At 39.0% G+C, this 16,134-nt stretch carries 9 protein-coding genes; 1 reads left to right on the forward strand and 8 read right to left on the reverse strand.

Annotated features, from left to right (window positions below):
* Nucleotides 1–2: 2 nt before the first annotated feature.
* Complete coding sequence (locus prwr041_RS10930) at nt 3–1,256, reverse strand: MFS transporter (protein WP_207153802.1); 1,254 nt, start codon at nt 1,254–1,256, stop codon at nt 3–5.
* Between the two features lie 1,154 nt (nt 1,257–2,410).
* Between prwr041_RS10930 and prwr041_RS10935 the strand changes: the two genes are divergently transcribed.
* Nucleotides 2,411–3,676: a glycoside hydrolase 5 family protein gene (locus prwr041_RS10935; RefSeq protein ID WP_207153803.1), complete on the forward strand. Its 1,266-nt coding sequence runs from the start codon at nt 2,411–2,413 to the stop codon at nt 3,674–3,676.
* Between the two features lie 39 nt (nt 3,677–3,715).
* Here prwr041_RS10935 and prwr041_RS10940 read toward each other — a convergent pair whose 3' ends face one another.
* From prwr041_RS10940 to prwr041_RS10970, 7 genes are all read right to left on the reverse strand, one after another.
* Entirely contained in the window at nt 3,716–4,765 is a 1,050-nt protein-coding gene (locus tag prwr041_RS10940; RefSeq protein WP_237072227.1) for a hypothetical protein, read from the reverse strand.
* A gap of 5 nt (nt 4,766–4,770) precedes the next feature.
* Nucleotides 4,771–7,101 (reverse strand): cellulase family glycosylhydrolase, encoded by a 2,331-nt coding sequence (locus prwr041_RS10945; protein WP_207153804.1) that lies wholly within the window; start codon nt 7,099–7,101, stop codon nt 4,771–4,773.
* Nucleotides 7,098–7,550 (reverse strand): T9SS type A sorting domain-containing protein, encoded by a 453-nt coding sequence (locus prwr041_RS10950; protein ID WP_207153805.1) that lies wholly within the window; start codon nt 7,548–7,550, stop codon nt 7,098–7,100. The genes prwr041_RS10945 and prwr041_RS10950 overlap by 4 nt, the downstream gene beginning before the upstream one ends.
* A 79-nt stretch (nt 7,551–7,629) precedes the next feature.
* The gene (locus tag prwr041_RS10955; protein ID WP_207153806.1) at nt 7,630–9,600 is read right to left on the reverse strand and encodes an IPT/TIG domain-containing protein; all 1,971 of its coding nucleotides are present in this window, start codon (nt 9,598–9,600) and stop codon (nt 7,630–7,632) included.
* Between the two features lie 19 nt (nt 9,601–9,619).
* A complete protein-coding gene (locus prwr041_RS10960) occupies nt 9,620–10,948 on the reverse strand; it encodes a glycan-binding surface protein (RefSeq protein ID WP_237072228.1) in 1,329 nt (442 codons plus the stop codon).
* Between the two features lie 19 nt (nt 10,949–10,967).
* Nucleotides 10,968–12,701 (reverse strand): RagB/SusD family nutrient uptake outer membrane protein, encoded by a 1,734-nt coding sequence (locus prwr041_RS10965; RefSeq protein ID WP_207153808.1) that lies wholly within the window; start codon nt 12,699–12,701, stop codon nt 10,968–10,970.
* A 22-nt stretch (nt 12,702–12,723) separates the two neighbouring features.
* On the reverse strand, nt 12,724–16,005 hold the full coding sequence (locus prwr041_RS10970) for a SusC/RagA family TonB-linked outer membrane protein (protein WP_207153809.1): 3,282 nt from the start codon (nt 16,003–16,005) through the stop codon (nt 12,724–12,726).
* Nucleotides 16,006–16,134 lie beyond the last annotated feature (129 nt).

Genomic DNA, 16,134 nt, shown 5'->3' on the forward strand with positions numbered 1-16,134 from the left:
AATTATTTATCTTCCGCCACAGGTGCTTTTGGTCTGAACATCAGTGCGAAACTAATTCCAACAACCATCGCGTATCCAGCGAATGTGAACCAGCATGATTGCCAGTCTGTTACTCCGTTTGCGGCTGTGTGATTTGTTACCACAGCCTGAGCAGCGAATGCACCGACAGTAGCACCTATACCGTTTGTCATTAGCATGAATAGTCCCTGTGCACTTGAACGCAATGATGGATCTGTGGCTTTGTCTACAAACAGTGAACCTGATATGTTGAAGAAGTCGAATGCTACACCATATATAATCATTGAAGCAATAAACATCCATACTCCAGAACCAGGATTACCTGTTCCTAAGAGCCCGAATCTCAATACCCATGCAAACATGGCGATAAGCATAACGTTTTTAATACCGAATTTCTTCATGAAGAATGGTATCATCAATATACAGAGAGTCTCACTGAATTGTGATATAGAGTAGAGTATTACTGGATATTTTACTCCGAATGTTCCTGCATACTCATGTATGGTCTTAAAACTTTCGATGAAAGGAGTCGCAAAGCCGTTGGTTATTTGTAGACTAACTCCAAGCATCATAGAGAAAATGAAGAATATTGCCATTTTCTTTTGCTTAAACAACGAAAAAGCCTTCAATCCGAAAGCATCAGCAATGCTTGTCTTGTCCTGATTCTTCTTAATTCCACAATTCGGTAGAGTGAATGTATATAGAAATAAAATTATGCTGAGTAAACCACTTACTATAAATTGAGTCTGGTTGCTCTTGTATCCCATAATATCAACAAACCACATTGTGCAGATAAATCCAACTGTTCCGAATACACGTATTGGCGGAAAGTCTTTCACTGTGTCAAGACCTGCTTGACTTAATGAAGAATATGCTACAGAATTGCTCAAAGCAAGTGTTGGCATATAGAAGGCAACACTTAGCGAATAGAAGGTGAACAGAATACCAAAATTGGCATTTGTCCCTGTTTCATTGCCATACCATGCTGCAGCAAACATGAATAGTCCGGCTAGCAAATGGCAATATCCTAAAAGTCTTTGTGCAGGTATAAATCTGTCGGCTATGATTCCCATGATTGCCGGCATAAATATAGATACAATTCCCTGCATAGCAAAGAATATTCCGATATGGTCACTCATACCTATGTTTCCCAGGTAAATTCCCATACATGTCAAATAAGCTCCCCAAACCGCGAATTCCAGGAAGTTCATCACTGATAGTCTGATTTTAAGATTCATCTATTATTTTTTTATTTTGCATGCAAAGATAGCGCAAATCGTGAGCAGAACAAAATAAAATACAAAGTTTTTTGTTTTTTATAACAAGATGCTGTCTATCTTTAATGTTGTGCTAAGTTAATGCGAACTTATAGAACAACTTAAATTCAGAATGATGAAGATAAAATCAAACGTTATTACTAGCCAAATTCCGCTGAATTCTCGGCAAAGATACTGCTAATTTTTTGTCCATGCAATCAGATTTAGTTTAGACTGTTAGCCAAAGTTTTAAATACTTGGGACTGCACATCATATTACACGTGCTCACGTATGCGCGCACTCTGGGTTTTTCATAAAAACAAGTGTCGAAGTGTCTATCCGTTGAGCATCAACTTGTTTGAACTCTTTTCGGTTTGAATGAAGTGTCGGCTATTCGTCGGTAAAATCTAGGCAATTATTTTACTCATATTGCCTTGCATTTTACGAAGAATTTCGATGCGTTTTACGATGTTTTACAGTGCGTTTTACGTTATATTGCACTGCGTTTTACGAAGCAATAGGAGGTAAAACATCGCAGAAAAGTTTGTATTTCTATATGGAATGAGTTGCGTTTCTATATAGAAACGCATGTAAAACTCGAAATTTTCCTGTCAGATTACCGTCACTTTCTTTAGTCTAATTCGTTGATAAAATATTGATATTCATTAAGTTGACACATCGACACTTATATTTTGCAAAACCCTAAGTGCGCGTGTATGCACGTACATTAATATGAGCCGAAATGGACGACGTAGCTACAACGTAGCTCATCGAAGCTAAATGGACCTGGCTGCGTATCGTTACTCTCAATGTTTATAGGCTTTGCGAGAGATACCGTAGCTGCGTAGCTAAAAAATATAAAAATGCGGGGAAGGTACCCTAAACATAGAAAATTCAAATCTAGATTGAAAAGTCTAAAACTGTTTGTAATATGTTACACTAAATGCTAATCATTTTAAGAGAACACTAGTGGAAATGCAAGAAATATTATTTGTATTATAATCTCATTAGTTTGTTTTTCGTATGACCATGTTTTGTTGTATAAATTGCACAAAAGTATAACATATAGTTAAAATAGTATTATTGTTTAATGGAATAATTTGTTATTTTTGTGTGATAATATTGAATATGATATAATGAAGAAACTGTTAACGATTTTAGCGGCGGCTTTTTTCTCCGCAAGTGTCAGTGCAAATGGTGGTTTTGTGAAAGTGCAGAATGGGCATTTCATAAGAGACGGCAAACCATATTATTATGTTGGTACTAATTTCTGGTATGGTGCAATTCTCGGTTCTACAGGACAGGGCGGAAACCGTAAACGACTTGTTAGGGAACTTGACAATATGAAAAAACTGGGAATTAATAATCTCAGGATTCTTGTTGGTTCAGATGGTGTGCAAGGAATAAAAACAAAGGTTGAACCAACTTTGCAGAAGTCACCAGGAGAGTATAATGACACTATCCTTGCTGGTTTGGATTATCTGATGAAAGAATTAGGAAAGCGTAAGATGGTCGCAGTGTTATATCTCAATAACTCTTGGGAATGGAGTGGTGGATATGGTTACTATCTTGAGCATGCTGGAGCTGGAAAAGCTCCACGCCCTAATGAAGATGGATATCCTGCCTATATGAATTTTGTAGCGCAATATGCTAATAATGAAAAGGCACATAAATTATTCTATGACTATGTGAAATTCATAATAGGAAGAACTAATAGATATACAGGAAAGAAGTATACAGAAGATTCTGCTATCATGAGTTGGCAGATTGGTAACGAACCGCGAGCTTTTTCAGAGGAGGCATTGCCTGGTTTTGAGAAATGGCTTTCTGAGGCATCAGCCTTAATACGGCACTTGGACAATAATCATCTTATCAGCATAGGTTCTGAAGGTGCTTGGGGATGTGAGGGAAGTTATGATGTGTATGAACGTATATGTTCTGATAAGAATGTGGATTACTGTAATGTTCATCTCTGGCCTTATAACTGGGGATGGGCTAATAAAGACAGTCTTGATGAAGACTTGGCTAAAAGTTGTGCAAAAACAGAAGATTATCTTGATAAACATCTCGCAATTTGCAGACGAATAGATAAACCATTAGTAATGGAAGAGTTTGGATATCCACGAGACGGATTCTGTTTTTCTCCCAATTCATCAACTAAGAGTCGTGATGGATATTATAAATTTGTATTCTCATTGATATCTGAAAACGCAAAGGCTAAAGGAAACTTTGCTGGATGTAACTTTTGGGGATGGGGTGGAGATGCCAAACCGCAACATGAACAATGGCAGGTTGGTGACGACTACACTGGTGACCCCGCACAAGAACAGCAAGGATTGAATAGCGTGTTCATTACAGATAAGAGCACATTACAATTGGTAAAGAAATACAATTTAAAATAATAAAAAATGCGTGTCATTTAATGTGACACGCATTTTTTATTATTTGCTTTCAAGATATAAGCCATTCAGTTTGCTTAGGAATATTGTGTGTTCATTATTGTAGAACTTCATAAATCCCCGTATCTTGTCATTTCCTTCACCAGGATATGGAGTGAAGAAATGCCCACCTTTATAATCTCCATGATTGGCTCCGAACATGACGTATACCAAACGATGATGTTCAACAATAGGCAGCAGAATATTAGAGAAATAGTTACTGTCAGGTATGCTTTCAATTCCTGTTGTGAGACCTAATGTGCTGTTGTGTTCCTGTGCAAAACTTATGGCTTTAGGCAAGAACGTTTCAAGTGTATTCTTGTATTCATTAATATTTATATGCTCTTTTGTCTGCATATAAGTTATGTTTACAATCTCTGCATTGTCAGGATATCTTTCAAGGAATGCTTTGTTTACATAAGTTTCAGAATAACCGAAAATCACGTTCGTGACATCATTGTCATCAAGCATATCCTTAGTGTCCTCATAAAGTTTCTTATATTTGTCTATACTCATTTTGCAATACCATGACTTTCCATCAACAGGATAAAGATACAACACGATAGGGACTTTTATTCCGTATGAGTCTTGCAGACTGCTGATAAAGTTTGAAAGACTTTTGACGTAATCTTTAAGAACATCCTTATTGCCGTTATAATCAGGAGCTGTCCAGTTCATAACAATCATTGAACCGTGTTTGAAAGCGTTAATGGCATTCTTCGCTATCCAACTGAATTGCAGACCGTCACTATTTATTTTCTTTCCGCTCTCTATTCCTGACAGTTCATATCCGTTTACGGCAGGATTATCGTGGCATATACTGAAGAAGTCGCTTCTCGACTTTTCGTTTTTCCATCCGATACCTTCAAGAGTTCCATACATCTGACCAATCATCACACCCTTATTTGTGAATGTTGTGAGATTCAACTTCAAATTTTCTGTGCGAGTTGTACGCCCGCTACTGGCAATTTCGTCGTAAGATTTCTTTTTTTCTCCACATGACGAGATAACTAAAGTAATCATTAAAGTATAAAATAAAGTTTTTATTTTCATAGTTCTTATTCGTTATATGCATTCTCCATCGCTGTAGCTACTGTAGGCAGTGACCATTGTGGAACACTGCGGTCTGTGCCATCGATGATACTCATCCAGTAAAATGTAGATATTCCATAGGCTTTAGCCTGTTTTACCATGTCGGCTGCTTGGTCTGCAGCGGCTTTAATCTGAGTCGTTGTAGACGTCTTACTTACTGATGTCTCACCGTGGGTGCCATATTCACCAACAATCACTGGGATACCTTGACTCACGAAACGAGTATTAAGGCGAGTAAACATATTCTTGATCTCATTACTGCAAACTGGTGTCCACTGTCCGTAGTTCTTAAACCAGTTATAAGGATCATAAGTGTGTATTTCCACAGCTATATGTCCACTAACATTGTCGGTTGGAACCGTTAGATTATTTATAGCTACATCAGAGCTGTTTGCTGCATAGGTGTTTACAATTAGGTTACGAGTCGTATTGTTTCCACCTGTTGCTCGCACGGCATTTACGAAACTTTGCGCATAGTTATTAATTGCTGTATAGCTTGCACTACCTGCTACAGGAGGAGTCCAACTGTTGTTTGTGTCAAGCATCTCATTGTAGCCTTCAAAAAGCAAATGATGATCATAACCTGAAAATTCGTTTGCAATCTGAGTCCACAACTTTTCAAACTTATCCTTTGTAGAACTATATACATTAGCGTCTGCTTTAATCCATGACTTGAAACCAGTACTAGCATTGTCTGCACCTGTATCATGATGAATATTCAGAATACAATACATTCCAGAATTGATAACATAGTCAACAACTTCTTTAACTCTTGCCATCCATTTTGCGTCAACATTTCCATCTGCATCAAGATGTTCATACCAAGTTACAGGAACACGTACTGAGTTGAATCCTTCTTTTTTTAGGAATGTCATAAGAGCCTGTGTTGTAACTGGTTGTCCCCATGCTGTTTCATACGCCGAAACATCCTTTCCTGTACCAATATTGTTTGCATCAAGAGTGTTTCCTAGGTTGAAGCCAAGTCCCATATTGGCTACAGCTTGCTTTGCTGGTTCGTCAACAGTGGTAGAACCTATCTTAACATCGCTTCGTGAAACTACATAACTCTGATTCATTGCATCTTTCCACCAATCGTCCGAAGGCATGTTTTCTCCATACCAAGGCATGAAATATAACCATTTAGCTCCTCCGTTCCATACATCAGATATGTTTGCGAATGATGAAGTATTTGAAACACCACACTCCGCCAATGCAACCATCTTGTTGCTATATTGAGAAGTAAGCTGTGTGAATTCTGTCTTGTTTTGTGTGGCTGTATATCCATAAAGGTCGCGCCCTATCAAGTCTACATAGTTATCACCTGGGTAGAATGCATTGTCGTTGTCGTAATTATTGCTGTCTCCGTTGTAATTCTGTGCTGTCCATTCCCATATAAGATTATGGATGCCCTTCTCTTGGAAATATGTAAACATCGCTTTCCAAAGAGCCTTGTAGGTATTAGCTCCGTCTTCTCCCCACCAGAACCATGCAGTACCAGTGTATGCCTTTGCGTATGAGCTTCCTGCTCCTTCATGGAATGGACGCCATATAGCAGTAACGCCTGCATCCTGAAGTTTCTGCAAGATTGCTACAACCTTATCCATTTGTCCATAAAACCATGTGTTTTCCCATTTACCAGAAACAAGGGCATTTGACGCTTTGAATGTTGTTTCAGACGGTGTGCATGTTACTCCGCTACCATCAGCACCTATAGTCGTTGTTTCAGTCTTTGGCACATTGAAGTGCCACATCAGTGAAACAATACCACCGGCAGTAGCCCATTCTGTAACAGGAGTAATATTGTTGTAGTTTATCCAACCATTGTTGTCTGGTACATAGATTTGTATAAAATCATAACAGTTTATAGCTGGATATTTACCTGTAAGGGTGTTTATTTTATCTGCTTCAGTATGATTCCAATTTATATTAGCCATAATTGAAGACAGTATCTTGCTTCCGTAATTAAGTTTGAGATATTTATAAAGTCGCTTTGTGTTATCTGAAGCGGCAGCATCAGCAAGAGTAATGTCGCTGACATCGCTTTCATGATATATGTTGAAGACAACATTGCTAATATTGTCAACACTGAATTCATTGAAGTTGGTACTTCCGAATGCAGGATTCTGACTTCCGAATTTGTTTCCGCTGTCATAGAAACTTATAACAGGCAAATCTGTGATCTTCACACTTTTTGAAGTTCCGTCTTTTTGGTTTACTGTATAAGTATCAGTACTTATCTGCGCATTTGCCGTAAATAAAATCAGCAAAGAAGCTAGAGATAAAAATAACTTTTTCATTGTTTGCTTACTTTTACGGTTTTGTCATTTGCTTTTATAATATAAACACCTCTATTTAAAGAAGAAATGTCTATTACAGTAGAGTTTGAAGTGTTTGTTGTTTTTAGAGTAGCCGATTTCCCGTCTACAGAGAATATTCTTACATTAGCATTTGTGCCTTCAATAATAATTCTTTCACCTTCAGCTATTATAGAAGACTTATCCTCAATATTTTTAATTCCTGTAGTTCCTGAGAACGTAAATGTCTTTATTTTATATAAATCATATTCAGCGGTAGTGCTACCGGCAGAGATCGTCATTTTATTGTTAGACATTGTAATTTGTGGAAGGGAAGAGAGAACATAAGTCAGAGTAGTGTTATCGCTGAAAGTAATGATCAGTGACTTGTCTTCCGCTTGTGCAACGATGCTACAGAATAAAGCCAATAGTGAGAGTAATAATTTTCTCATAAGCTAATATTTTTGTTTTTAAATAATTGTGGCGCAGAATTACTACTGCGCCACAAATATACTTTTTTTTTGTTAACGACTATGGCTGAACAGTCATTTTTGTTATATCATCCAATCCACCTTGTATAACGATAGATGGTGATTGATTGATGAAATCCATGCATGTCTTATCTATAGTGAGAGTAAGAACACTTTCTGTACCGTTCCAGTCTGTCAGAGTTGTGTAGGGTTTCCAAGCACCATTGTTAATCTGAACCTGTCCTTTAGTTGTTGTCTTCTTGTAAAATCTAAGAACAGAGCCAACCTTGATTCCCATTTTCGTCATGACATCCTGTGTGATGGTAAATCGTCCGTCATCACCCCAAGTCATAGTATAAGGATATGCAATAGCAGTACCGTTCATGTTCTTTACATAATCTGCGACATCAAGTTCTGGAGAAGCTGCCGTGATTTTGCAGACAACAGTACTTGTTCCGTCTGGAGTTACCATCTTCAGGTCGTAAGTACCTGCAGCAACAGTTGCTGGAATTTGGAATGTCATAGATGTATTAGTGCGTGCCGAGAATTTAATAACCTTTGTGTCATCAATAGATACAGTTTCTACATTATTAAAATTCTTACCATTTATCGTGACATATTCACCTATTGTGCCTTTTATATCAGCTGATACAGCAGGAGTAGAAGATGCATTAATAGTGATACCTGTTACGTTAACAGTCTCACCATTCTTAAGAACAAATTTAATACCAGTACCTTCGGCAGCTTCAGGAATTGTTAATCCAATTGCTGTTTCTGTCTGTGTCAATGTTGTAACAGTTGGAGAGCCGTCACCTGGGAATACAACAGATGCAACAAGGTCAAGGTTGGTACCTTTTATAACAAGAGCATTGCCTGCAATAATTGATGTCTGGCTGAATTCTGTTACTACTGGTGCCACAAGCTTGTATGCCACAGTTACATTCTTTCCGTTTGCAAGAGATAGGGTGATGTCACCATTCTGTGCTGCTTCAGGAACTGTAGCTACGATTGTCGTTGCGTTTGAAGACTTAATACTTCCCGCTGCATTTGGAAACGCAATACCTGTAACAAGATCAAGATCTTTACCGGTTATAGTAACGTCAGCCCCGTTCTTTACCGGATTTGGTGCCGCTACTAGTTCTGTAGGTACAACGGTCTTAATACTTCCGGCAGGTATTTTAACACCAGAACTTGTTACAAGATTGACTTCACCGTCTGTAGCCTTAGAAGGAACAGTGACACTGATAGATTTACCATCCTGAGCAATCGTGAACTTCTCTGCAGGTGCTCCAGTGAACTCAATAGAAGCAATCTGGTCTAGACTTTCACCCGCAATAGTGATATTGTTGCCAGCTTTTATTGTTTCAGGAGCAAGAGATGAAACTGTTGGTAGGTTTATAACAAGAGCTTCAGAAGTCTCAATTTCGTTAGGACTTGCCGCTAAATCGGTAAGTTTAAAAGTACCAGTCTTGGCTTCCTTTGGAATAGCAACAGTGATCGTATAACGGTCGTGAGAAGTAAACTGTTTTTCATTAACAGTATCTTTATCTGCGAAGATAATACCATGGATAAGATTTAGATAGTCACCCTTTATCGTTAAAGTTTGGCCAACACTTCCTGTATAGTTTTTCTCTGTACCGACATAGAACTCAGTAAGTTTAATATCTTCACGATAAGTGATAGGAGTAACAGATGTAATCACTCCGCCTTTAGCTGTTTTAAGAGTAACGGTACCAGTCGTGCATTTTTCTGCAGGAACTTGAATTGTTATCTCACTTTCGCGTCCACTCTTCAACACTTCATACTGAGTGATAGGATCTGCGCCAGGAAGATCAATCTCACTAATTTGGTCGAGATTACTACCCATAAAATGAAGAGTACCACCGCGCAATACTGGACAAGGTCCGAAAGACAGGAGGGATATATCGTTTCCGAATTGGTCGGTATTCAAGTCATCGTTGCTGCAACCTGCTAGCGACAGCCCCATAAGGGCTATCACTAACATGATGAATGTATTATAGTATTTTTTCATATCTAATGTGATTTATAGGTTATTTATTAGGAACCACACGGATGTTATCAATCTTGATGATAGGGTGGCAGTCCTTACCAGTAGGTGTAACGGTCTTACTATCATAAGAACCAGTCGTTACGAAGATTGTAAGACTCGCAAAATCTTCAACGCTAGAGAAAGATTTCTTTGCTGCATTACCATCCCAATCCTTATTGAAATCAGATAGAGGTATTGTTACTGTAACCCATTTTCCACCAGTGTCATAAGAAAGGTTGTCGTTATTCCAAGGCATGTATAATGCACGTCCCCAACCATCACCGCTGTGGAAGAATGTGTTGTTGGCTGTAGGTAAAGTCACTTTATCTGTTCCAGCAAATATAACTTGCATAGGAGCTGCGCACCAAGGATTAGATGAAGGAATATACATTTCGAATTTTATACTCTTATTTTGCCAGTCTGAGAAATCGCCAACGTCATTTAACTTAGGACCATCGGCATCAAAAGTATGATTCCATGTACCAGCCCAATATTCAAATGAGAAGTTACCGTCGTTCCAAGCTCCGTCTTTGGTCATGTCGGCATCACCAAGCATAAGATAATTTCCACTTAGTGAAGTGTCATCATGCTGTATTTTTTGGCTATGCCATCCATGGTTGCCAAGAACATTAACTCCGTCCCAAGGTGTGTCGAAATCAAAGAGCATACCACGCTTGTCTTTGTATTGGAAAGCAGCTTTTGTCGTTCCATATTTTGTGGTAATGTAGAAGTTCTTTCCTGTTGGAACATCACTAGGCATAGTAAATGTAATGCCTGTCTTGGTTATACTCTGGATTGCAGTTTTTGGCAAAGTGTAATCATCACCAACTTTAATGCTTAATGGATAGTTTGAGTAATCAAGGAAATAATCACCAGTAATGGTAACAGTCTCATTTGCGGCAGCCCACTCATTGCTCATAGAACTGATTGTTGGAGCTGGAACAATGACCTTGAAATCATAAGGTATAGTGTCGTTCTTTGTTGTTATTACATATATCTTATCCGACACAGTTGAAGGGATAGTTTTTGGAACTGTAACGATAAGAGTGTTGTCAGTGATGTAGCTGGTGTTCAAAACGGCTTTCTGATCGTTGAAAACCAATTCCTTTATGCTGCGTAAGTTGTTACCTACCAAGCATATAGTACTGCTCATTGAAGCTGATGTAAGGAGCGAGTCCTTACTTGCTACATCAACCGGACGTATATAATTAATACTAGGCGTAGCTGTGGTTGTTTCATATTTGTCGGGCTCGTCTTCGCAAGATGTAAAGCCGATGCTAGCAGTCGCAAGAACAACCATCAACGTCCATTTTATATTTTTTATTTTCATATTATTAAATTCTAAAGGATTAATAGCTGTATGTGTTGCGTACATCAACATGAATAGGTGTGGCATTGCTACCCAAGTTTGGATTCAAGGCTACGTCTTCTGTTGGATAAGGGAGTGTAAAACTAGAAGCGGTAACATTTGGAGCAGCTGTTTTGCTGTCGTATTCGATCTGAGATCCATCCCACACACCAGACTCGTAATAAGTCTTGTAAGCAGTATCACAGTTCCACATTGCATTTCTGCGCTGTGCTGCAAGTTCCTTTATACATGCGTTGACATCATAGTAACTGCGGCGTACATAATCATACCAACGGTCACCTTCACCTGCAAATTCAAGACGACGTTCTTTCCATATATCGTCAAAAGTCAGACTTGTTTTCTCTACGTCTGTAGGAACTGCGCGCTGATGAACTGCATTGAAAACTTTGAGAGCATCGGTATTTGTTGTATTGCCAAGAAGAACTTCTGATTCTGCAAAAATAAGATAAACATCTGAAAGGCGAAGTATTTGTGTAGCGAGTGCATTAGCCATACGTCCAGGTGTGATAGCCATCTCTGCTATATGGTCAGCATTGTCACCATAAAGATTCTTTACGTTGTTACCACCGCAAGGACCTTGACACTGCCCAGTTGCAGCCTTGTTATAGGTCTTGTCATACCAAAATTGCAGATAGCTGAATCCTTTCTTGTTATTTTTCATTGTATGGTCACGCCAGAAATAACTGTATGTATCGCCAGCCATCATGATAGTAGCTTTGCGACGAATATCTTTGTCAATTCTCTTAGAAGGATCTGTTGCTGGTGAAATGCCAAATGCATCCATGAGATCAACAGACGGACCACCCCAACCACCCCAGCAGTCACCATTTTCATCGAAACCTTCTGGGGCAAGGTCACTCTGTAATGTATTCTGGCAAGTCCAGTGAGCACCAACAGTCCAACGCCATGCAAACAAGCTTTCATCGCTAGCGTTTTTGCTTCCACGGAATATATCCTCATAGTTGGCTAAGAGAGTACGTCCTGAATTTTTGATAACATCATCTGAATATTCAGCAGCCTTTGTTAGATCATCTTTGCTCAAAGTGCCAGAAACACCAGCTTTAGTTAGATAAACCTTAGCAAGCAAGCCTTCAGCGCAATAATAGTCTATACGACCAGTTGTGCTCTTTGTCTTAGGAAGAAGTGACATAGCTTTCTCTAAAGTCATAATGATATAATCATAAACATCAGACTTCTGTACCTTACTTAAAGTATTGTAGTCTCCATTTTTGATATTATCAGAGTTATTGTGAACGATAGGCACATCACCGAATGTGCGTACAAGGAAGAAATAAGACATTGCCTTCCAAGCAAGACATTCGCCCATGCACTGATTCTTCACAGCCTCAGAAGCCTTGGCTCCCTTTAATGACTGATATACCGTATTTGCATGTCCAATAACAGCCCAAAGAGAATATGACATATTGATAAGGTCCTGATCGGTACCATTTACACTGAAGTTCATGTATGCACTAGAACCCCAATACATATTACCAGACATTACTTCTCCAACCTTGATGAAACCGCGTTGGAAATCATACCATGGAGAATTATACAGATAGTCAACACCTGAAATACAGGCATCATCTGAAGTATAATAATTCTCGGTGTTGTAATTATCCTCTACAGGTCTGTCAAGGAAGTCACTACAAGATGACATTCCGAGCCCAAGGAATATTGCAACAGCTGCATATTTTATATTTTTAATTTTCATATTGTATTATATGTTTAGGTTGTTAGAATGATGCATTCAGACCGAATGTGAATGATGTTGGTGATGGGTAACGACCGTTATCAAGACCAAATACATTTGCGCTGGCTGTTGAAAGGCCAATTTCAGGATCATAACCATCATATCCTGTTATAGTGAACAGATTGGTTGCATTAAATGTAAGACGAAGGTTTGTGAGACCTATCTTCTGAATTAGTTTTTTGTCGAATGTGTACCCTAAAGTTACGCTCTTTAGGCGTAGATAAGATCCATTCTCTATATAACGGCTACTGAAAGCGTCGTTATCATTAGGGTCGTTGATTGAAGCGCGTGGCAATGATGCATCAGGATTAGAAACCATTATATTTGATATGTTGTCATACCAAGATCCTGTTACGTTACCGTCTGTGGCTGTAAGCCTTGCACGATTGTTAATATCTGCAAGTTGGTTAGTCCATGGACTATTCATATGAGTAAGTTTCAGCTTCAGGTAGTTGGCAACCTTGTTACCTACATTACCATTGATGAATATGTTCAGGTCAAAGTTCTTATAACGTAATGTGTTGTTCCAACCGAATGTCCATTTTGGAAGTGGTGAACCAATGTTTGTTTTATCCTTTTCATCAATAATACCGTCACCATTTACGTCTTTATACTTTAAATCGCCTACATAAGTAGTATTTGTGCGACTATATTTTGTTGGGTCTGTGCTCCAAGATTTCTTGCCGTTTGCATCTGTTATGATAGGGTTGTTTTTTTGAAGCGTATTTACAGGTGAGTTAAGAATATCCTGGAAGTTCTGATAAACGCCTTCAACCTCATATCCATAGAAACCATAAAGACTTTCGCCTGGTGTAGTACGAGATACAACGTCTGACCATTGACCATAACCAAGTAGGGCAGTACTTCCAGCAAGACTCTTCAATTTGTTTCTATTGATAGAGACGTTGATATCTGAATCCCATTCGAAGTCCTTGCTAACGAACGGCTTTGTGTTAAGTGCTAACTCGATACCATGATTCTCGATATTACCATAGTTGCCATAAGGAGCAGCAAGAGCAGAAGAAGAGTTGCCACTTGTACCCATGATAGAAGGCAATATAAGCTGCATAAGCATATTCTTAGATTCCTTTTTATACCAGTCTGCAGTGAAGTTTACTCGATTGTTGAACAAACCAAGATCAAGACCAATGTTCCACTGATCTTGAGTTTCCCACTGGATGTCGAGGTTTTTCAAGTTCTGTGGCCGATATGAAGTGCCAAGTCCTGTTTCCATAACTGACATTGCAGATCCCCATTTGTAACTACCAATGTTAGAGTTACCTGTTTGTCCCCAACCTATACGTAACTTACCATTGCTTAGCCAGTCGCCAGCGATATCTTGAATGAACTTCTCGTTAGAGAAACGCCATGCAAGGGCTACTGAGTGGAAACCAGCCCAACGCTTGTTAGGACCGAAGTTTGAACTTCCATCATAACGATATGTATATGTACCCAGATAACGGTCGTTGTAGTTGTAGGTTTCACGAGTAAAGAAAGAAGCCATAGAAGAACTTCCCCAGCCTTCTCCAATTTGTGGCGTACCAGAACCTAATGCAGGGTTGTGTACTATATCGTTTGGCAGGTTGGTGTTGAAGATAGAAGTAAAGTCATAATTTGATTCCCAACATTCCTGACCAAGCATTGCTGTTATACCGTGTTTACCAAACTGCATATTATAGGTAAGGTAATTGCTTAAAGACCAATAGTTATTGCTGTTCTTCTGAATACGACCTTGGTTCTGTGCTCTTACCCATGTTCCAAGGTTAACCATTGGATTATAAGTTTCAGCTTTTGATGCACCGATATCATAACCTAATTGTATGTGCCAAGTCAGGTTTTTCATAGGGGTTATATCAGCAAAGATACTACCGTTAAGTGATTGGCGATCTAACAGAATATCATCCAACATCGCAAGGGCAATAGGGTTTGGATTGGTAAATCCTTCCTTTGAAACACTAGAATATCCACCATCAATATTATAGATTTGGATATCAGGAGGTGTTGTCAGTGAGTAGTTGATAAGTCCCTCGTCGCTATCAGCAAGTTTCAGACTTTCTGAAGTCTTAGAATATGTTGCGTTAAGACCGAGTTTAAACCATTTTTTTAGTTGTGCTGTGAGGTTTACACGGAAAGAGTAACGGTTGAAATTACTACCAATGATAGTTCCGTCCTGATCTGTGTAACTACCAGAAACATAGTAGTTGATCTTATCTGTTCCGCCTTCAGCGCTAACTTGATGCTGTTGTTGCCATGCTGTTTGGAATATGGCATCTTGCCAGTTAGTTCCCTTTCCTAGAATAGAAGGATCACTATATGTTTTGTCTGGTTTTGAAATTTCACCTTGTGCAGCCATATCGTTATAAAATTCTGCAAATTCTCTTAAGTTGAGAATATCAAGGCGATTATTTTGACGTGATGCTGTAACGCTTCCACTATATGTGAACTTAGCTTCTCCAGCTTTTCCCTTCTTTGTTGTGATAAGTACAACACCGTTAGCACCCTGAGCGCCATAGATAGCGGTAGCAGAAGCATCTTTCAATACTTCTATATTTACGATATCTGATGGATTGAGAAGTGACAAAGGGGAGATAGTTGAATGCGAACCGTTGCCAAGAGCATCTCCTAGTCCAAGGCTAGCGCCACTGTTACTTTGTGATTGAAATATCACCCCATCAACAACATATAATGGATCTGCACCTGCATTGATTGTGGCATTACCACGGATGCTAACAGAAATGGCTGAGCCTGGAGCGCCAGATGTTCGAACAGCATCGACACCGGCTATACGTCCCTGGAAACTTTGGTCAATATTAGTCATAGGTGCAGACTTAAGAGTCTTTTCGTCCAATGAAGCAGATGCACCGGCAAGGTCGCTTTTCTTCATTGTACCATAACCTACAACGACAACTTCTTGCAGCGAGTGGTTGTCTTCTGAAAGAGTTACTTTAAGATTATTTTCGTTTCCTAATTTCACAGTACGTGTGATATAGCCTATATAGGAAACCTCAATAGTGGCATTGGCTGGTGCATTGAGAACGAAGTTACCGTCGATGTCGGTAATAGCTCCTGCATTGCTGCCTTTAACTTTTACAGTTGCACCGATTATTGGACCTTGAGAGTCAGACACGGTACCTGTGATTTTTTTAGTCTGTTGCACAGCCATAGATGTAGTTGTAGCATTGGCTGCTAAAGTTTGCGGAGAATAACCTAGGAGACCTAGGCTGCAGAACCCCGCAAGCAACTTTACTTTACTGTTTGAATTCATACATTATTGGTTTTTGGTTACAGCACTTTTGTGCTTTCGTTTTTAGGTTTAAATAAATTCGTATTAAGCAAGTTCTTATATGCTTTGTCGGTTACTTATGTTAAGATTTTCTTTTCCATAATTAGATTT

Source organism: Prevotella herbatica, from assembly GCF_017347605.1.
GTDB classification, from domain to species: domain Bacteria; phylum Bacteroidota; class Bacteroidia; order Bacteroidales; family Bacteroidaceae; genus Prevotella; species Prevotella herbatica.

Coding starts and splice junctions, on each gene's coding strand:
- prwr041_RS10950 (WP_207153805.1), bottom strand. CDS start 7,550: ATGAGAAAATTATTACTCTCACTATTGGCTTTATTCTGTAGCATCGTT.
- prwr041_RS10970 (WP_207153809.1), bottom strand. CDS start 16,005: ATGAATTCAAACAGTAAAGTAAAGTTGCTTGCGGGGTTCTGCAGCCTA.
- prwr041_RS10935 (WP_207153803.1), top strand. CDS start 2,411: ATGAAGAAACTGTTAACGATTTTAGCGGCGGCTTTTTTCTCCGCAAGT.
- prwr041_RS10930 (WP_207153802.1), bottom strand. CDS start 1,256: ATGAATCTTAAAATCAGACTATCAGTGATGAACTTCCTGGAATTCGCG.
- prwr041_RS10955 (WP_207153806.1), bottom strand. CDS start 9,600: ATGAAAAAATACTATAATACATTCATCATGTTAGTGATAGCCCTTATG.
- prwr041_RS10940 (WP_237072227.1), bottom strand. CDS start 4,765: ATGAAAATAAAAACTTTATTTTATACTTTAATGATTACTTTAGTTATC.
- prwr041_RS10965 (WP_207153808.1), bottom strand. CDS start 12,701: ATGAAAATTAAAAATATAAAATATGCAGCTGTTGCAATATTCCTTGGG.
- prwr041_RS10960 (WP_237072228.1), bottom strand. CDS start 10,948: ATGAAAATAAAAAATATAAAATGGACGTTGATGGTTGTTCTTGCGACT.
- prwr041_RS10945 (WP_207153804.1), bottom strand. CDS start 7,101: ATGAAAAAGTTATTTTTATCTCTAGCTTCTTTGCTGATTTTATTTACG.